Here is a 21,533-nt window from a genome sequence, read left to right as displayed (position 1 = left end):
CTTTTAGGTATAAAATATATTATGAGCTAAACGTAACACTTTCTATTTCTTTACAACTGATCTTAGTAATACTTATAGTAGGAGGAGTAATTGAATTTTCCTCTTCTAATGTGACGATACAAGTATTAGGGTTAAAATTTGTAAAAACAACAGGTCCAATAATATTTCCAGATTTTCCAGTCACTGTAACGACTTCGCCTGGTTGTAAATTTTTAAAAATACTACATACTCCACCTGAACAACGAAATAAATTGCATAAGAACAAATTTGTCCCTCCTTTAAACAATATACTGTATCATATGAAAGTATGTAGAAGGATGTGTAGATAAGTAACCTTTAGAAGGGGGAAAATTTAAATTAAAGAATAGTATTGAAATGAAAAAAGACATTCTAATGAATGTCTTAATTATAGATCGAACTAAAACCATATGAATCATCTTAAGGGGTGGTTAATGTAACGCTTTCTATATCTTCACAACTTATGAATATAGTATTAGTTGAAGAGGGGGTTAGCACATCTTCTTCTACCAATACCACCGCACAAAGATTTGGAAAGAACAGCGAAAAAGTAGCAGGTCCAATAATTTGACCTGATCTAGTAGTAACTGTAACAACTGTACCTGTTGGCCACGAAGAGAATAAAAAACAAGCTAAACCTGTACAATTTGCCATATTAAATCCTCCTAACTCTAATTTCAAATAATGTAGTAAATTCCAAACATTTTATATTGTATGGGGTAGCAGTATAAAGTGCTTGGACAATTTAAAGTCACTTTCTGGTTTTATCCTTTCATGATCAACAGGATCATTGTGAAATACTACTATACACACGTTTAAAAGATAAAAATGGTAAGGAGGTTTATGAAGGAGATATTGTATGATTTAGTGATCAGTTATTCAAAGTTCCAAATAATATGGATCGGAATTATGAGGTGGGAGATAACGAGTATATCAAGCTATGCTATATGGTATTTGATTAGGATGAAATAGAAGGTTTAAGTTTTCGGTAGAATTTATGGGAATCCAGAGTATCTAGAAAACTAAATAAAATTCTTATTTGCGCGACACGTTTCCTTATAAGTGTGCAAACACGAAATAGGAGGGTTATTAATTTGATGACAACAACTGTTTGACTGAAGGTAGGAATGGAAAACGCCAGGTTGAGCTTAAACTACTTATCTAATACTCCTACATGCAAGGCATGATAGTAGTCACAAATTGTATGAAGATAGGTGAAGTTAGCTGAACAAAACCTAAGTGAGAAATCATATGGTAATGGATAGGTCGGGATGCTACAAAATATCTATGGTGAGAATGTACGATAAAGGACTGACGAACTTGCGAATGTACGGCTCTAAAGGATTAATACATTAGAAATGTGTATGTCGTTAATGCCGATGTTATCTACCGAAAAGTAAGAGTAAATGATATGAAATTCGGAGCATCTAACTATAAGGATGTGAAGATAACAGGCTTACAGCAAGCACCTAAGGATTTATGTATAGCTAAGTCAATCGGAACGTGGTAAGCAAGAAAATGTCACCAAAGCCTACTAGCAGACAGGTGCATATACGGTTTTAACGAACCGAAATTAATTTGTTCTTGTGAAGGTGGGGACACAGTATCAACGAAGCATGTAACAAATGTGGAGGGATAGTCCCTAGTCTTATTTGTTGAAAACTAAATCAACTATATGTAACTCACAGGATCGAGTAATATGATGGGACCTTTCGTAAGAAAAGGGAATGAATACATCGGTGAGTAAAACATTGTTTGTAATCTAGTTGCTTTAGTATAAAAGGATAAGATGGGACGCTGTATGCAATGAAAGTCGCACGTACAGTGGTAAGCCGGGGAAAAGATGGAGATAACTTCAAAGTTTTACATATCGCAACGATATCTAAATTGTATATGTAGAAAGGAGCACCTAATTAAAGTGCTCCTTAGGAGATTGATTATAAATGTCTGTTCATTAATTATTATTATGTTTATTTTATCGAATGGTGAAAAACTTGGACAAAAACTTCATTTTGCACAACAAAGCAGCTAGTTAATAAAACTAACTGCTCGTTGTACAAAAGAAACGCTACGCTTACAGAAATAATTTGTAACTTTAAGTTACAGAAATAGTATCAACAGGGTTAAAAATATTATTCGGAAATGAAAGATAGCTAAACAAAAACTTTATTTTAAAGCTGCACTTCGGTGATGACTTTTGTGTTATTTATATAAGAGGATAATTATGGTTTTTGTAGAATAAATAAGTCGGGAGAGGGGAAGAGTAATTCTATATATGGATATAAAAATATTTGAAATGCGTGAAAAACGATTAGCCGAACTACTAGGTGCAAAAGTACTATGGGAATTTATAAGTGCTGTAACAGAGGAAATTGAAAAGCAGGAATTAGAGTCTACACCAGGTTTATTAGAGGATCTATTCATACATGTGAAAGAAACCATTCAAATTCAAAATATGAATCAACACATAACAAAAGCCCCTGTAAAAACAGAGGCTAATGGTATAAATGAAGATACATTGTTTATGGAAGCGTATGTAGAATTAATTAATCATAAGTTTGTTATTTCTGAATTAGCTGTAGAGCTTTCATCTGTTCTAAAAGAATTAAATTGTTTTGTTCAATCATCTTTGCCACAGCTTCAAAATGAGCTTGATTCTCAAGAACCTCAATCTGCTTCTCTTTAGGAAGTGATTGAAGTATTTCTTTTATTTCTTTACACTCGTATATGTTATTCTCCGAGTCTTCGATTAATTTATTGCGACGATTGGTGTATTCAAGTGCACCTAAGGTCGCTAATGCGCGAGGATCTAATCCTAGAATTTCCATGTATTCCTCTCCTTTCCTCTACAATAATTCGATAGGGGGAAGGAGATTCCTTTAATGAATTAGTAGAATCTTTATATAGCTATACAAATTGTTAATGATTAGTAGACATGTTACCTAGCAGGAATGTAATAGAATTATACTTTAAAGAGCTTCTAAAAAGGATGAAAAGAAAGGGGAATCCAGTAATTCTCACTCTTTTTTCTTAAATGCTAAATATGAAACGGTTGTTTCCTTTTATCATTAATTTTACATTGGATTTTTTGGGGAATATTAGGTAGATAAAGGATATGGGGGATGAATGAATAGATAAATAAAATGAAAGAGAATTGTAAGAATTACAGGGATTGTTAAGGGGGTTATTAGGTAATAAATTTTAAAGTACTTAAGAGTGGGAAGATGTGTATCAATCGTTACTTAAAAAGTAAAAGATTAGTTATTAAATAGGGAGAAGTGTCTAAGTTACTTGTATAGATGAAATAATGGAGCATATGAAATTAAAGCATGATGAAACATGTTGAAATAAATAGAAGGGGATCTTTAGGTAGGCTAAGCAAAGAAATAAGGCATGCTGAGAAAGTGGCTATTGAATGCCAAGAAGTTAAAGTCTGAAAGGTATCATTTATATAAGAATATCTATTACTAATTTACTCTATATAAAAAAGCAGCTGCACAAAAGTACAGCTAGTTTTCTTCACAAATTTATATAGCTTTAATGACAAATTGAGATTGAGGTATATATAGTAATTGAGCTGTTAAGGAAGTTGTTGTATTAGCAAATGGGTATGCTTCCTTATAAAGAAAATTACTATACACTATTTCATTCATTTCATAGGTCGTACACAGTTTTTTTAGGATTTTTTGAGAAATTTTATTGGTACAAGCAGCAATAAAATCAAAATCTCTTTTACTTATTTCTTGAATGGCATGTGAAAGCAGGGTAGTGACTATACCACTTCCCATCCAATCTGGATGACAAGCGCCCATATCTAGATAGACCAATTTTTCTTTATCTAAATGAGAAAACTCAATAGATTCTGTCTCTAATGTATCTAAAAGGTGAAAAATAGGTTCCATTTGCGGGCATAGTTCAATCGCTTTCTCTGTATCTATTAGTGGCTGGGTTAATTTTTTGGTTAAAAGAACTCCAACAATTTGAAAATTTTCTATTGCTACAAATGACATAGCTTGAGATACAGCTTGTTTCATCATTTCTTCGCACATTTTGTGAAAAGGAGCAAAAGGAATTTGTAAACTGCTTACAAGAGGTTCATTATTCACAAAAGAATGTGCAAGTAAATGTGCTGCATCTTTCACATGGTGTGTATCAAGTAGCTCTATATTCATATGTTTTTCCTCTTTCCTGATATAGTGAATAGTAATTAAAAGGATTAAAAATTTTATTTCATCTAGTTAAGTTTAACTATTAAAGCGCTAACAAATATGGTTATGAAACATATGAATGAATCTGTTTAGTAGCAATCGAAATATGTTCATAAAGAAATTCTACGATCTCATCTATACATTCAACAGTTGTATATGGAGAGATAGAAAAGAATTTTAATGTAGAAATCGGATTTCTATCATAACTGTTTATTACATCTACTACACAAGAACGAGTTGTATCACCAAAAAATACTTGATCTCGATTTTTTCCTAGGTAATTAAATAGTTCTATATTTAATCGGTTTGTATCCTCAATTTCTTCTTTTGTTGCAAGACCTATTCGTTCTTTTTCCCAATTTTCTTGGCCATCTCCATTCGTATAGAAACGAAAAGTTGTAATTGGTCCATATGTAAAATCATTTGTGATTGCGACTTGAGGGAGGGCCTTGCGCAATTTTTCTCTAAATAATAGATTTACACGGATATAATTTGCTAGTAGTTTTTGATATCCTTCAATTCCAAAGGCTAATAGATTGATATACATCGGAATAGCACTACCAGCTCGTGAACATTCTAAAGTATATCCTGTATGATAACTCCCATATGATCTATTACCAAGATAAGGTGTATCATCTTGTTCAATGTCCATCAGTTGTAAATCAGTATGATTTTTTACGATTAAAATACTTGAAGCGTAAGGTGTTTGTCCTAATTTATGAAAATCAAAACATACACTATCTGCAAGGGACATATATTGCATTTTATCTTGTACGTATTGTAAGGCATTTTTCACATTAGGTTCAAATGAGAGTGAATTTTCTTCAAAACTATAATTATTAAAGAAACTATAGAATCCGCCCATTGCAGAATCCGCATGGATATAAATAGGTTTTAATTTATATTTTTTTTGTATTGCTTCAGCGCTCTCTTTAATTTTTTTTATATCATCAATGGTAAAAGTATCTGTTGACCCCATAGTAGCTAGAATATAAAGGGGGATACCACCATTATTAATAACTTGTATCATCTTTGCCTCTAAATCATCTATATCCATAGAATTTGAATAAGGATCAGTTTTCACTTTAATTAAGTGATTTGATCCAATGCCAGTTGCTTCAGCTGACTTTAATAAACTATAATGTGCATTCTCAGAAGCAAAGCAATATACATTTTGTGGAGCACCATATTCTTTTGCTGATGGGAATTGTTTAGAAATTGCTAAGCGCAAGCTCGAAAATACACAACCTTGTCCACCCCATGTTGTATAACCGCCGCTATTATGCGGATTATAACCAATCAGTTTTGAAAGCATGGATACAACTTTTACTTCTGCTTCTGCTGCCCCTGGGCCATAGACATCCCAAACACCATTACCATTTAAAAGAGCCATGGTTAGTTGACCCAATAATGACGGAATACTTGGTAGTGGTACGGCGTTCGATAAGTAGTATTTATTTGGATAAGGATGGCCATTCATAAATTGGTTTAGCTCTTCTATAACCTCAGACATAGTGATTCCAGCTAGTGGAATATGACTTTGGTGAATTAAGCCATTGTAGTATCCTTCTGATTTTTCCTCACATTTACCTAAAGTAGCTCGCTCTTCATTTTTTAATTGGTCAAGATTTTTAATTATTTTCTGCATAGATTCTAATAAAAGTTGTTGTTTTTCTTCATTTCCGTCAACGCTCGGAAATAGTTTTAAAATATCTTGCATGCAGTCACTTCTCCTTGTGAAAAACTGGATTTTTATTTTACTTGGTTAAACATAAGGGTATAATAATTTGTAATTGCCCTTTTGAATACTTAGAAATGAGGAGCTATTTAGAAAAAAATGTAATTCCATAGAAGATTATATGAATTATGGAATTTAAAGTAAAGAAAAATTTTTTGATTTATTTTAAAAAAAGTAATTGTGAGATAATGAAGTTTCTAAAAATATTTCTGAATTAATTGTTTATTCGGTTTGCATGTTGCCTTAGCATGTATTCAACTAGTGTAGTAGATATTTTAATATAATGTAGAACGTACTATAAGGTAGTTGAATAAAAGGGTTCAACTACCTTATAAACTGTAGATATTGTTGGGAAAAGATAAAAAATAGGGTGGAAGTGCTAAAGATATGTTCTAGTGGAGAAGAAGTAGTAGTATGGATTTGGTAGAAAAATCAGCATAATTTTTTATGGAAGAATAATTATTTGATCAAAGTTGTTTAATGAATTCAATTTCATTATCTAATAATAATGGACGAGTTAAGTGTGAAGAGTTTTCTTCAACCTGAGTAGAATTTTTTGCCCCAGGAATAGCAACTGAAACGGCTGGATGACTTAAAACATAACGTAAGGCGACTTGCGCTAAACTTCTATTTGATCGTACAAGTGAACGTAATTTTTCTACTTTGTTTAAGCTATCTTTAAACCACTTTTCTTTTGGCCAATCTTTTCTTAAATCATCGTCTGGAAATTGAGTTTCATGATTAAATTTCCCAGTTAAAATTCCCATCTTAAGTGGACCTCTTATCACAGCACCTAAATTATGTTTTTCAATATAAGGAAGGATGTCTTTTTCAGGTTCTTTATTCAAAATACTATAATCGAATTGTACGACATCTAAATCATTATCTTGATTAAAATGTTTTATATAATCTAAATCATTAGTAGAAACACCAACGGCTCTCACTTTGCCAGATTTTTTTAAGGTTTGGAAAGCTTGTAGAAAGGCTTCTGTCTCTTCATGTTTATCCCACCAAATATGACAAAAGTACACATCTATATAATCCGTTTTAAGCCGTAGTAAACTAGCCTCAAACGCATCAATGATCTTTTGAGGATCTCCATAAACGGCTGGTTGATTTGGGTCATAATGATGACCAATTAATCCACCTTTTGTAGAAAGAATTATATCCTGCCGGCGATTATTTATGGCTTTTGCAACTAACGTTTCACTATGACCTAATCCATAAACATCAGCAGTGTCAATAAAATTGACCCCTAGGTCAATTGCTTTCTCAATTGCATCAAGTGATTCATTATCTTTTACTGCACCCCATTCATCTCCACCAATTGCCCAAGAACCGAATCCTATCTCTGAAACTATTAATCCTGTGTTACCTAATAATCTATATTCCATTATGTACGGACTCCTCCTTTACAGTTTATGTTATAAGAAGTATATATAGTGACCAGTTGGAATATTCTTGAATTTATTTTCGGAGAATAAATTAGGCAATTTACTTTAATAAATATATGCAAGAATACTGTATAAAAAGAAATTAGAATTATTAGTGAAATGGTTTTTTATGCTTAAATTGAATAAAAGTATGAACTGTTACAGTATAAATATGAGTTTTATTCATAATTTTAATAACTATGCAATAAGTGAAATAAATGTTGAATTTAGTCGGAAAATATAGATTTACAAATTGCAGAATATGTACATATAGTTGTAATTGTAAATATTATCCGTTTTTAAATATTTATAAAAGGAGAAATTCATATGAAAGAAATAGAAGAGAAATATGAAATTGTAGAAGAATTGGATGCAACAGTAGGTCAAGAAGCATTATGGATAGCTCATCAAATGGAAATAGAAAAAGGAATGAACAATGAACCGATTATAATAAAGTTAAAAGGAAATCTTCAAATAGAGGCTTTTAAGAAAGCGCTTACTGTAATAGTTCAATCGCATCCGGCGCTACGTACAATATTTAAGAAGAGAGATGAAAAAATAAAGCAATTAATTCAAAAGAATGTAGAATTTGATATACCAATTAAGGATTTAACTGCTTTTAAAAACACCGAACAAAAAACTATTTTTAAAAATTTCTTAGAATCTATAGTGGATGAGAAATTTAGTTTAGAAGAGGGGCCTTTGTTTAAATTCCACATTATTAAATTCAGTGAAGATAGATTTGTTTCACATTTAATGTTTCATCACATTATTTACGATGGATGGAGTTTAGGAGTTTTCATCCGACAATTATCCAATACGTATGGTGAATTTCTTCAAGGGAAGACGAATGTAGAATTTGAATCTCCTTATAAGAACCTCGTAGAGTATGAGGAGGGTTTTATTAATAGTGCAATATATAAAGAAGGATCATCGTATTGGAAAGATTATTTACAAGGTGAATTGACTCCTACAGAGTTTCCTATTGATTTTAATAAAATGAATGAAAAGAGATATACAGATCAAAATATAAGCAAGAATATTAATTCGGATCTATTTTATCAAATACAATGTTTTGCTAAAAAAAATAATATAAGTATTTATCGAGTAATGTTAAGTACTTATTGTACATTACTTCATCAAATGACAAATGCTGAAGAGATAATTGTTGGTATTCCAATTAATACTAGACCACATACAGAAGAACGAGATACTTTTGGCTACTTTGTTAATACAGTACCTATACGTATAACAATAGAAAAGGGAGAAACATTTAAGGGGATACTTAATAAAGTTAATAAATCTATTCATCTAGCTATTACGTATAAACATAATCCTTATTCACATATAGTAAAAGATTTAAATCTAAATACAAATACAAATCATAATATGGTATATTCCACAGCATTTAATACGATGAAGATACCGGAATTAAAAATTCCTGATATTGAGTCAACAGTTTTAACAGATTGTAAAAGAGTAAATCCTTTTAACATGACTTGGAGAATAATGAGATATGAAGGGGAAACAGAGAATAAAATTGAGGTTGACTATAACTCAGCATTATATAAACCAGGGAGTATTAGTGATTTAGTCGAAAGATATATATATTTGTTACAAAAACTAATGAAGAATGTGAACGAACCTATCCATTCATTGGATTTACTTTTAGAGAAAGATCATCGTCTATACAAAGAAATGAACTCAAATGCTCTTACATATCCTCATTCAAAAACACTAGATCAATTAATCGATCTACAAGCATTAAAATCGCCAAATCGAATAGCGATTTCAATGGGGGATAAATCCATTACCTATTATGAATTGCAGCAAAGGTCAAATCAAATAGCGAATTATTTGTGTGAAAATGATATAAAAAAGGGACAGCGTGTAAGTATTACTATGGAAAGAGAGATTGATACCATTGTATGGATTCTAGGTATCCTAAAATCAGGTGGAGTTTATGTACCAATTGATCCAAAGTTTCCTAAAAAAAGAATAGAATACATCTTAAAAGATAGCGAAAGTCAAATGATTATTACGAAGAAAGAATACAGGGAATTGGTTGAAAGTTTTGCGATTCATACAATTTATCTAGAAGATTTTCATTATGCTAATTCTATAGAAAATATTGCACCTACACATACCATAGAAGATGCAGCTTATATTATCTACACGTCAGGTTCAACGGGTTTACCAAAAGGAGTTGTTGTACCACATAAAGGCGTAATTAATTTATCATATTCAGTAATCAATACATTTCATTTAGGCAAAGAAGACGTATTTTTACAATTTGCAACGATCATTTTTGACGCCTCCATTATGGAAATATTTCCGATTTTGCTATGTAGAGGGAGAATGCATTTAATTTCTGAAATCGAAAAACGTTCAGCAGAGGCATTTATAAATGTAATTGAGAAGAATAGTATTACAAATGTGGTTTTACCAACTGCGTTTTTTAAATTAATAGCTGATATGCCAAAAGAAATGTTACTTAAATTAAATTCTGTAAAACGCGTATTTGTAGGAGGGGAAACTTTACCTGCTGAATCAGTTCGTAAATGGCAAAGTAAATTAGGGTTAAAGATTCCAGTTCTTAATGCATATGGTCCTACTGAAACTACTGTATGTGCAACGATGTATGAAGTAAATGGTGAGATACAAAAAGAAATCTCTAATATCCCAATAGGTAAACCAATTGCTAATAGTGAAGTTTTCGTGGTTAGTCCGTTCAATACATTATGTCCGTCAGGTGTAGTAGGTGAGTTATTTATTGGCGGTGATGGAGTTGCCAACGGATATTTAAATCAACAGGAAAAAACAAAAGAGGCGTTTATTTCTTTCGATAAATCCTATAATCATGATAAAAAGATGTATTGTACTGGAGATTTAGTACGTCTTTTACCGAATGGAAATTTAGAATTTATCGGAAGGAAAGATAATCAAGTAAAAATACGTGGGTATCGAATTGAGCTGGATGAAATTGAAGGAACATTATTTAAACATCCAGAAGTGAGAGATGCTGTAGTATTCACTTATCAAAACGACAAAATCGTTAGTTTTTATTTATCAAAAGACAATACAGAACTAAAACAAGAGGCATTAAAAACATACTTAAGTGAAAGTTTACCAGATTTTATGATGCCAAATTATGTATTTCACCTTGAAAGTTTTCCTGTATCACCAAGCGGGAAACTAGATAGAAAAAAATTAGAATTACAAATCCCATCTTTACTTGCAAACATGCAGAAGCAATATGTCCCACCAATAAGTGAAACAGAAAAAAGATTGGCAAAAACATGGGCAGAGATTTTAAATTTAGGGAAATATAGAATCGGCAGAGATGATGACTTTTTTAAACTTGGGGGACATTCATTGATTGCTGTGCAAGTGTTAAATCAAATTCAAAAAGAGTTTCATCTAAAAATTGAAATTAGAGATATTTTTGAGCATACAACGATTGCTAGTCTGTCTGCTTACATCGATAAATTAATGGCAGTAAATCATGATAGGGAAGAACAGGGGACGCAAGTATTAAAAGTTGCAGATAAGGAAAGTTATCAATTATCAAGTGCTCAAAAAAGAATCTGGTTTTTAAATAAGTATAACGCCATTAATAGAGTATATGATACACCACTACACATATATATTGAGCCGAGTTTAAAAAAGGATATTTTACAAGATACCATAAGATTTTTAGTTGAACGACACGAAATGCTACGAACAGTGTTTATTGAAAGAAATGGGGAGCCTAGACAAGTCATCTTAAACTCAATAGCGATTGATTTGATTCACGATGAGATTGAACACATGTCTAAAAAAGAACAACAAGAATATATACGTACAACAATAAATCAAACGGATCATACACCATTTGATTTAGAAAATGGCCCTCTTTTTAGGATTAGAATTTTTAATCTGAATAAGAAAAATTCTTATTTATATATCAATTTACATCACATTATTACAGATGAGTGGAGTGTAAGGCATTTATTAGATGAATTAATGAAGGTATATAGTGCCTTTGCAAAACGTAGAAATCCTGAGTTGCCAACTATCTCTAATCGATATGTAGATTATGCTGAGTGGGAACAGGAGCAGTTAAATTTAGGTCGGTGGGATACGGAAAAATCTTATTGGATGGCCGAACTTGCAGTACCTCTTCCTATACTAAATCTTCCTTTAGATTTTAGTAGGAATCGTCAAAGTACAAATAAGGGTACAGTATTTGAAATGAAGTTAGATAATGAAATGAAAGAGTCTTTGAAACAAGTATGTGAACAAGAGAATGTTTCTATGTATATGCTATTTTTAGCAGCGTATATTCAATTGTTACATTATCTAACGGATCAAAAAGATATTATTGTAGGTACACCGATTGTTGGAAGGAATCATCAAGAATTTGAAAAAATACAAGGTTTTTTTGTAAATACCTTAGCGATCAGAACACAATTGAATGATGTGAAAAATTTAACACAGCTATTAAAAGTAGTGAGAGAGAAATGTTTGAATTCATTCCAAAACCAATCGTACCCATTTGATAAAGTAATTGAGCAAATAAATCCTGATAGAAGCTTTGGGAATAACCCGATCTTTTCTACTATGTTTAGTTATCAGAAAGATATTCTGCAGCAACATGATGCATACAAGCTTCAGTTGTTACCTAATAAACAAGATATTAGTAAGTTTGACATTTCTTTAGCTGTTGAAGAGGGATTGGATTATGTAGGCATTTCATTTGAGTATGATATTAATCTTTTCAAGGAAGAGTCAATTAAAAGGTTTACTCAAAATTTATTTACTATACTGGACGCATTTATTCATCAACGAACAGTAGCATATGAAAATCTTTCATTCCTATCACAGGAAGAAGAATCTTTATATAAAAAGGTAAATCATACAGAAAGACCCTATCCTTATTTTCAAAATATACAAGAGCAATTCTATATGCAAGTAGATAGACAATCCAATCGGATTGCTATAGCGACTGAAACGGAATCTTTAACATATGGACAATTAAATATGAGCTCTAATCAAGTAGCTCAACATTTACTCGAAAAAGGTATAAAAAGAGGTGATAAGGTAGCCATATTTTTAGATAGAAGTATGAATAGTATCATTTCTATGCTTGGAATATTAAAAGCCGGTGCTGCCTATATACCAATCGATGTAAAATACCCTGAGGATAGAATAAATTATATAGTTCGTGATAGTGAGGCATGTAGAATTATAACGAATATTAAATACAAAAGTCATTTGAATGTAAGTGATTATAAGGTTTCAATAATAGAGGATATATATCGTACGACTATAAATGATGATGTGAAAATTTTAAATAAATCAGATGACTTGGCATATGTAATTTATACTTCAGGATCAACAGGAAAACCAAAAGGTACATTATTAACGCATAAAGGAGTATTAAATTTAGTTGAATGGAGAAATGAAGTATTTCAGATTTCTCCAAATGATAAAGTAACACAGTTTTATTCCCATAGTTTTGATTCTTCTGTATCGGAAATTTTTTCTACCTTGTTAAATGGGGCAGAACTATATGTATTAAGTGATGAACAGCGCTATTCAACTGTCGCATATGCTCAAGCCATTCAAGAAACACAAGCAACTATTTCTGACTTACCAACAGTATTTTTCAATGAATTATCAACGTCATTAACGAAACTGGATAGCGAAAAGATATGTTCTTTAAGATTTATAATAATGGGAGGAGAAGCTGCATCAACAAATGCCATTAGAAGTTGGCAAAATACTTTTAAAAACCAAGTACAGCTGGTAAATGAGTATGGTCCTACTGAAGCAACTGTCTCAGCAATGTATTATTTCATACCAGTCTTAGAAGATGAAAATAATCTTTTAGGAAGCATACCGATAGGTATTCCAATTTCTAATACAAAGGTTCATATATTGAATTCATATATGCAACATTGTCCGGTAGGGGGCATTGGTGAATTATATATTGAAAGTTTAGGATTGGCCCAAGGGTATTGGAAGCAGGAAGAGAAAACAAAACAGGCATTTATTTCAAACCCATTTTCAGAAGACAATAGCAAAAGATTATACCGAACTGGTGATTTAGCAAGATGGTTACCAAATGGAAATATAGAATTTATGGGAAGAAAAGATAAGCAGGTTAAAATTAGAGGGCATAGAATTGAGTTAGGGGAAATAGAAGATGCAATGTTACAACTTGATGGGATAAGTCAGGCTGTGGTAACACAAACGAAAGATGGAATGTTACTGCAAGCTTATTATAAAACAGTGGACGGTATAGGGATAGAGAAAAATAAGTTAGCTTTACATTTATCAAATGTATTGCCAGAATATATGATCCCTAAATATTACTCTCATGTGCTAGAAATACCAATAACGGCGAATGGGAAAATTGATTTTGAAAAACTACCAGAAATAGAGTTTGATCATGAGCAAAAGGATGAGTGTATACTTAAGCCTCAAACTAAAGTACAAAAAAACATTGCAAAGGTATGGTCTGAAGTTCTAAACGTAAAATCTATAGGTTTAAAAGATGATTTCTTTAATTTGGGTGGACATTCTTTAAAAGTTATGCCGGCATTAGTCAAATTAAAACCGTTATATCCTAACTTGAAAATTCAAGATTTCTTTAAGTATAGAACCATAGAAAAATTAGCCTCTCATATTGAAGAGATGGAAGATATGTCGTTCAAGAAAGAGAAAAATATGAATGTAGCATGTAGGGAAAATGAAACGAAAACGACTCCTGTTTATGAAACAACTAAATTAGAAGAATGTGAGTTAGATATGGTGAATTATCCAAAAGCAGTTTTCCTTACAGGGGCAACAGGATATTTAGGAGCACATATTTTAGAACGATTATTACAGTTACCATCTACGACTATTTACTGTTTAGTAAGAAAAAATGAAGATCAAGTAATTGGTGCAAAGTTAAAAGAAAGAATGGAGTTTTATTTCGGTAAAGAAATTCTCCAAAAGTTGAAGGTGAGAGTAGAGTTAATTGAAGGAGATTTATCTCAGATGAATCTAGGTCTAGATTTAAAGCAGCTGGACCATTTAAAGAATAAGGTAGAGTCAATCATACATTGTGGTGGAGAAGTTAGACACTATGGAGAACGTGAGCATTTTCAAAAGGTAAATGTTCAGTCTACAAAATACTTATTGGAATTAGCTAAGAACACAAATGCACGTTTTCATTATATATCGACTTTAAGTGTAGTAGGTCAGGCTGAAAGCGATCCAAAAGAATTTGAATTTTTTGAGTCTAATTTTGATAGAGGACAAAATTTAGATAATCTGTACCTAGAAAGTAAGTTTCAAGGCGAGAAAATGGTCAGAGAAGCAATGGAAAAAGAAGTTCGTGCCACAATATACCGTGTAGGGAATTTAGTGGGTAACTCTAAAACAGGTAAATTTCAATACAATATTAATGAAAACGCATTTTATAGATTATTAAAAGGGATATGCCTATCTAGCATAGCTCCTGACGTCAATACGTATGTAGATTTAACGCCTGTAGACTATGGAAGTTTAGCTATTACTGAATTATCTTATAAGGCCAATACAGTAAATAAAACCATGCATATTTGTAATACAATTCAGCTAAAATGGGAACAATTTATTAATAGTTTACAAGCTTTTGGATACGATATCCTGTTAATGAAACAAGAAAAATATATAGAGAAGTTTTTTAATACGAATTTAACTACTGATGAACAGAAAGCTTTAGAGCTCATAATGCCTTTATTAGAATCTGTAGAAGAGCTATCAGTAGCTATACCATCTTGTTTATACACGCAAGGATATTTGAAGAACATACATTGTTTAGAGCCAAATCAAGAGTATATTAATTTGTTATTAAATTATGCTATGAGTATAGAGTATTTACCATTAATTAAAGAACCAATACTGTTGTAGTATAATTTATCGATTTTGAACAAAAAAGAACCTGTTTTCCATTGAGAACAGGTTCTTTTTCTGGAAAGAGATCTACTTAGTGGTACGGAATAGATTTCTTTTCAATAGGGTTGGGAACGCACTATTGAAAATATGAATATACAATTATGCGTTTTTAAAGTAATAAATTTGATATTTAATTGAAAAGTTTTTGATAGATAGTTTTAAATTATTTTTAGAAATTTATTTATTAATATTAAAAATCGAAGGTGAAAGCTTGAAGTTAAATGACATTTAAAACATTGCTTAATTTATGCATTCTAGAAGGGGGAGTTAAGTTGATGGAAAATGAAAACATATCAATGAAAGAAAAGATTATGAATACAATATTGGAGTTAATTAAAGATGAACGTTTGTAAAAGGTATTCATTGAAAAAACGTTTATAAAATAAACTTAATCACCTTTATAAACTGGATATTTCAATGTTTCGTATATAAACCCTTTTTGTTTGTAAAGATATACCTTTATAAACAGATAGGTTGTAATAAAATTTTGGTGTATTAGAGTAGTACCACACATCCATCAACTTAAGATCTCATAATACCCTCAGAACGATAAAAATGAGCTGAATTCTTATAAATAACTGCAAAATAATAAAATTTTTGTTTTGGGGACACTTCAAATTACTAGATTGATGATAACGTGGCGGGACTCCTAAAATAGGATTATAATTAGCATTGCTTTTAACAATGTGACAATGATTATTGTCACACTTCCATTTCGGTTACGATCTATTTTGTTATTTAAGGCGTTAAAAGAAAACTTCAGAATAAATAGGTAATTTATGTTAAAATATAAAGAAAAATGATAAATATTATTAATTATGAAAAGGGAAATATTATAAAATTAGAATTTAATTCGGAAGGATTGAGTTTATTTATATATTCTTAGGAGTGATGGAATGGATAATCCTTATAAAATAGCTGTAATTGGTGGCACTGGTAAGGTAGGTCGTTATATAGCTTCAGAATCGTTAAAAAATGGCTACCAAATTCGTATGCTTGTTCGGAATCCTAAAAAATTAAAGTATAACGATGATAAAATTGAGATTGTAACAGGTACTGCGGAGAATGTAGATGCAATAAGACAACTACTCGAAGGTTGTCATATTGTTATAAATTGCTTTGGTCAACCTATGAGAGATACACCTATATATAGCAAAGTTACCAGAGATATACTTGAAGTAATGAAAGAAAAGGATATTAAGAGATATATTGGCGTTACAGGAGGTTCTCTCAACATTATAGGAGATAAAAAAGGTCTTTTAAATAAGATTGGAGCAAAAATGTTTGAAGTGCTCTTTTCCAAAATGATGAAAGATAAAAGAGAAGAGCTGAATATTCTTTTGAAAAATAAAGACCTTGATTGGACACTAATAAGACTGCCTTTTGTAAAGGAGGGTGTTGAAGTAAGAGCAGTCAAAAAAAGTCTTATCGATATGCCTGGGGCAATGATTTCAAATAAAGAAATAGCAAATTTTATAATTAGCCAGATTGATAATAAAGAGTATATTCATAAAACACCTTTTATTGCGATTTAATATAAGGGTAGCGTCACATCGCCATCAAGCTAGAAAATTGTATCCATAAAACGAAAAAAACGCTATTCTTTTTGTAGAAATATACATGGTCTGACCCCATTTGGTGAGACAAAGAAAAAACACCTAGATAACATGTTTCCTATAAGCTATAGGTGACATATTATCTAATTTTCTCTGAATCCGTTCATTATTATAGTAGTGGATGTATTCATCCACAGTTTGTATTATACTAGCATTATTCGATTGTTTTATATTTTGCGCATAGAATCCTTCGGATTTCAAATGAGAATGAAAAGATTCTATGAGGGCATTATCATGGCAGTTTCCTGTACGAGACATGCTTGTGATAATGCCTTTTTCTGTGGCATATGTTTGAAATTGTTTTGATGTATACACCTTTCCTTGATCCGAATGTAAAATCGTATCAATCACATTTCGCTTTCTTAAAGCCTCTTTTAGAGTATCTAATACAAGAGAAACATCCTGTGTCTCAGCTATTTTATAACTTACAATTTCATTGTTAAACCCATCTATAATAGATGAAAAATAAAGAGTCTTATTGCCGAACATCAAATACGTGATATCAGTGAACCATTTTTCATTAGGCTTGGTAGCTTTAAATCTCCGTTGTATTCGATTTTTAGCTACCACTGGTTCATGACCGAGCACAAATATCTTTTTCTTTTTTCTAACCCGAGATAATACGTTGTATTTTCTCATGATACGCAATACTTTTTTATGATTCATTACGATGTTAAATTGATCACGTAGACAAGCTGTAACCCGACGATATCCATACCGATATTTATGATGTTGACATATTTCTATTACGGTTTTTTCTTCATGATTAATTACTGTTTTCTCCTGCTTTTTCCAACGATAATAAGTAGCACGTGAAATATTAAATATGGAACACAGTTCTGCAATTGTAAAAATTGATTGCCATTCCTTTATCATTTTCATTATTTCTTCTTTTCCTCCCACCTCCTTAAGATTTCTTGGCACTTTTCCAGCAATATAATTTTTGCCTTTAAATAACGTATTTCTAATTCTTTTTGTTCAAGTTCTGTTAACCTTTTTAAGCCTTTTCCATGTGCAGATTGTCTTCCAATAGACTGTTCAAACCGATAGGTTTCGCCTTCACGATACCATTTCATCCAAGTTTTAATTTGAGCCACATGTTTAATTCCTAAGGCATCCATAATTTCTTTGTTTTTGAATCCTTGGTGTTTCATTTCAACTACTTTCCACTTTATTTCGGCGGGATAATGCGTCTTTTTCCCCATAAGAAAACACCTCCATTAAAATCATAACTGATACTTACGATTTAGAGAGGTGTTTTTTTTCGTCTCATTCTAAGGGTTCACTCCAATACAGAAAGGGGGCGTTTTTGTTATGAATTTATCGATTTTAGATGAACTAGAATTGTTCTCTAAAGAACTACAACGATATATGTCACCGTATGCTTTGGAACAGTTAGCTAGAGAGATAGGATTTGTTCAACGAAAAAGTAAATATCGTGCACAAGACTTAGTGGCTTTATGTGTTTGGTTAAGCAAAAATATAGCTCATACTTCATTGACACAATTATGTAGTCGATTAGAAGCTAACACAGGCATTTCCATGAATCCGGAAGGACTCAATCAACGCTTTAATTCTCGGGCTGTACAGTTTTTACAACAAATATTAGCGTATTTACTTAACCAACAATTTCATTCCTCCAACTCAAACAAGATTCCAACTTTGTATACAAACTATTTTCGTAGTATTCGTGTATTGGATTCTACACATTTTCAGGTTCCAGATAAATTTGCTTCTACATATCAAGGTTCAGGAGGTAGTGGTCATAGCGCTGGTGTGAAAATTCAATTAGAGTACGATTTGCTTAGTGGTCAATTTTTACATGTTCATGTAGGTTCGGGAAAGCAAAATGATAAAATTTATGGTTCTACTTGCTTAACGTCTCTTCAACCGCACGATGTATGTATACGTGATCTAGGATATTTCGATTTAAGAGATCTACATACGATAGACGAGTGTGGTGCTTATTTTATTTCACGATTAAAGCTCAATACTCGTATATATCAGAAGAATAGAGAACCTGAATACTTTCAAAATGGAACAATAAAAAAGCAATCTGAATACATCCAACTAGATATGGAGCAATTCATTGACCAATTACAGTCAGGTGAAACATATGAAATTCCTGAGATTTATATTGGAATGTATCAAAAACTTCCTGCAAGACTAATTCTGTACAAATTAACTGAAACGCAAATGAAACGTAGACAAAAGGATTTAGCATCTAAAGAACATAAGAAGCAAATTACCTATAAAGAACGCAGTAAGCGACTTAGTGCAATTAACTTTTACATTACAAATATTCCTTTGGAATATCTACCAAAGGAACAAGTATACGATTTTTACTCCTTACGATGGCAAGTTGAACTTATCTTTAAAACATGGAAATCATTCTTTCGTATTCATCATTGTAATTCTGTAAAATTAGAACGACTAGAATGTCACTTATACGGACAATTAATTAGCATCTTTCTTTGTTCCTCCACTATGTTTCAAATGCGCCAATTACTCCTCAGCAAGAAGAAACGAGAATTAAGCGAATATAAAGCGATTTATATGATAAAAGATTATTTTCCACTTATTTATCACTCTCTACAAAAAGACACCCAAGAATTAACAAAGATATTGTCTCGGCTGTTTAATCTCTTACAGAAAAACGGACGAAAATCCCATAGGTATGAGAAGAAAACAGTCTTTGATATCTTAGGCGTCGTATATAACTTTTCTATGTCTCACAATCATGTATCGTAATCAAAAAAATTGAAACCCGATAGGGTTTATTTGGTATGCAAATCTTTAAAGAACTTACACTAGATCTTTAGAAAAAAGAAAAAATCTCACATGAAATTAAACTTATATAAGCTTAGCTTGATGGGCATGGGGTACTTCAAAACCTTAGCTTGATGGCGATGTGGTCACCATATCAAAAAAAGAAAATTGTGCGTATAGTGTAGCCTTGGAATAAAGTTGGATTAAATTAACTTAATAAACCCTGATAAAAGATGCAAATAGAAAAAGTTTGATAATTTTTGCGATCCTTACTCAATTAATGCGCCCTTTGGCTGAAGAAGGGCACATCAGTTTATCACTGATTTTTCTTTTCTAATTTTAATTGATTAACAATGTAAGATACTAATGTAATTAACGGATTAATAATAGTCTTAGATGTTTTATACTCAACTTGCTGAGATGCATCAACCATAGATAATTGAGCAACGGAGATAACTTTCTTTGTATCTTTAATGATTTGATTTAAGAACTTTGCAATTTCTTGGTCGTATTCTTCTTTTAGTCCTTGCATTATCAATTCAAAAGTACTATTTATAACAATAACCTCTAAATCTAAAGATTTTTGATGATTATTAGCATGATGTTTAAGGCGTTCTACCGTACCTTCAACAGTTGCAGGATTTGTAAAAAGAATGGTCTGAGGCTGCTGTATATTGCAGAGGTAATCAAAGAATGGTTCATCAATTTTAATAATTGGCACTGAAATTGAGAGTTGGTCTTCCTGTAAAATTGCAATATAGTTTGTGCAAGTAATAAGGATAGCATCAACATTACATTGGGCAATCCATTTTATTTGCTCTTTAACTTTAAATTGAGCATCTGATTCTTGAAAATTTTCATTTAATGTAACTCGATACATTAAAGCTGGGTCAACAAAATGTATTAATTCAATGTTAAATAGGGAAAATGCGTTTTCTATATATTCTATATTTGAATAATGGGCGTGTAAGCACCCTAATCTTTTTCTCAATTCCATTCCACCTCTATTATATTTCTGCTTATTCTATCAGTATGCGCATCCAAATGTCTATCAAAATTGAGATTGAGACCTTTCCTCTTATTCCACAATATAGTCCTTTAGTGCAGGAACTTTATTGCTATTCAACGATTCCTTAATCCGCCTTTCAGTACAGATCTTCTATTCACTATAAAAACATCACAATTTTTTTATAAACGTCGCGACTTTATTCAAAACATCGCATCTTTTTTAAAAACATCGTGACTTTATTTACAAGCGACATATAGACATATTTTTCAACCGCTTCCTGTACGTTAAGGGACTCGTTATTCTTTTTACAGTTTTTTATTATGAAATTCTAAATAACTAATTATAATAGGTGAAAAAACGATCAATAGTTGGGTTACGGAAAGGATTCGAAATTACATTCTTTCTCAATACATATTATGGATAAATAAAGTAAAATATGGGTTGGGGTTATGTCTCATGTTGTGTTAATCCTAACAATAACTAAGGGTACATAATATGCTTTCATACCTTTGAATAATTTTGTTATAGGAGGGATGGAGATTTAAATGGCTCAAATTGTTGGTATTGATAGATACCTTTGTACTGGGGCTTTATCTATATGCGTGAGGGCCTTTCCCTAAGTCTTGTCAGGAAGTAAGGAACAGTAGGCAAACACTTATACAATATGAATAGAGGAGAGGAATGCCTTATGAAAATACGTAGTCAAATTACATGTGCAAGTCTGGCCCTTTTAATAGCTGGAAGTTCCCTGTTATATACAACACCAACCTC

The 21,533-nt window shown here is 31.6% G+C and carries 12 protein-coding genes; 5 read left to right on the top strand and 7 right to left on the bottom strand.

What is annotated here, in order from left to right; all coding sequences use genetic code 11:
• Positions 1-19: 19 nt before the first annotated feature.
• Positions 20-265, bottom strand: a complete 246-nt coding sequence (locus AB6801_RS26390; protein ID WP_097845945.1) for a CGEA protein — start codon at positions 263-265, stop codon at positions 20-22.
• 173 nt (positions 266-438) lie between these two features.
• Positions 439-672 (bottom strand): hypothetical protein, encoded by a 234-nt coding sequence (locus tag AB6801_RS26385; protein ID WP_001262468.1) that lies wholly within the window; start codon positions 670-672, stop codon positions 439-441.
• Between the two features lie 104 nt (positions 673-776).
• On the opposite strand from AB6801_RS26385, the gene AB6801_RS26380 reads away from it, so the two are divergent.
• Together AB6801_RS26380 and AB6801_RS26375 are read left to right on the top strand one after the other, a co-directional pair.
• The gene (locus tag AB6801_RS26380; RefSeq protein ID WP_097845958.1) at positions 777-881 is read left to right on the top strand and encodes a YopX family protein; all 105 of its coding nucleotides are present in this window, start codon (positions 777-779) and stop codon (positions 879-881) included.
• 1,412 nt (positions 882-2,293) lie between these two features.
• Positions 2,294-2,704, top strand: a complete 411-nt coding sequence (locus AB6801_RS26375; RefSeq protein ID WP_098298231.1) for a hypothetical protein — start codon at positions 2,294-2,296, stop codon at positions 2,702-2,704.
• Positions 2,705-3,545: 841 nt separating this feature from the next.
• On the opposite strand, the gene AB6801_RS26370 is transcribed toward AB6801_RS26375, so the two are convergent.
• From AB6801_RS26370 to AB6801_RS26360, 3 genes are all read right to left on the bottom strand, one after another.
• Positions 3,546-4,190 carry a GNAT family N-acetyltransferase gene (locus AB6801_RS26370; RefSeq protein ID WP_061667292.1) on the bottom strand — a complete coding sequence of 215 codons (645 nt, stop codon included), beginning with the start codon at positions 4,188-4,190 and terminating at the stop codon, positions 3,546-3,548.
• A gap of 100 nt (positions 4,191-4,290) precedes the next feature.
• Complete coding sequence (locus tag AB6801_RS26365) at positions 4,291-5,946, bottom strand: pyridoxal phosphate-dependent decarboxylase family protein (RefSeq protein WP_370941211.1); 1,656 nt, start codon at positions 5,944-5,946, stop codon at positions 4,291-4,293.
• Between the two features lie 485 nt (positions 5,947-6,431).
• A complete protein-coding gene (locus AB6801_RS26360) occupies positions 6,432-7,358 on the bottom strand; it encodes an aldo/keto reductase (RefSeq protein ID WP_044585353.1) in 927 nt (308 codons plus the stop codon).
• 366 nt (positions 7,359-7,724) lie between these two features.
• Here AB6801_RS26360 and AB6801_RS26355 point away from each other — a divergent pair, with 366 nt between their 5' ends.
• Positions 7,725-15,323 (top strand): non-ribosomal peptide synthetase, encoded by a 7,599-nt coding sequence (locus AB6801_RS26355; protein ID WP_098785851.1) that lies wholly within the window; start codon positions 7,725-7,727, stop codon positions 15,321-15,323.
• Positions 15,324-16,264: 941 nt separating this feature from the next.
• Positions 16,265-16,903 carry an NAD(P)-dependent oxidoreductase gene (locus tag AB6801_RS26350; protein WP_098785850.1) on the top strand — a complete coding sequence of 213 codons (639 nt, stop codon included), beginning with the start codon at positions 16,265-16,267 and terminating at the stop codon, positions 16,901-16,903.
• Between the two features lie 123 nt (positions 16,904-17,026).
• Here the strand turns inward: AB6801_RS26350 and AB6801_RS26345 are convergent.
• A protein-coding gene (locus tag AB6801_RS26345; RefSeq protein ID WP_098785849.1) for an IS3 family transposase occupies positions 17,027-18,189 on the bottom strand; the annotation gives its coding sequence in 2 pieces (ribosomal slippage) (positions 17,027-17,922 and positions 17,922-18,189; 1,164 coding nt in all).
• A gap of 109 nt (positions 18,190-18,298) precedes the next feature.
• Here AB6801_RS26345 and AB6801_RS26340 point away from each other — a divergent pair.
• Positions 18,299-19,735, top strand: a complete 1,437-nt coding sequence (locus tag AB6801_RS26340; protein WP_370941210.1) for an IS4 family transposase — start codon at positions 18,299-18,301, stop codon at positions 19,733-19,735.
• A gap of 334 nt (positions 19,736-20,069) precedes the next feature.
• Here AB6801_RS26340 and AB6801_RS26335 read toward each other — a convergent pair whose 3' ends face one another.
• Positions 20,070-20,750: a hypothetical protein gene (locus AB6801_RS26335; protein ID WP_370941209.1), complete on the bottom strand. Its 681-nt coding sequence runs from the start codon at positions 20,748-20,750 to the stop codon at positions 20,070-20,072.
• Positions 20,751-21,533 lie beyond the last annotated feature (783 nt).

The organism is Bacillus sp. RCC_6_1, assembly GCF_041360755.1.
Lineage (GTDB): Bacteria > Bacillota > Bacilli > Bacillales > Bacillaceae_G > Bacillus_A > Bacillus_A cereus.
Note: the sequence above shows the minus strand (reverse complement) of the source record. Positions and strands in the feature narration are given on the sequence as shown.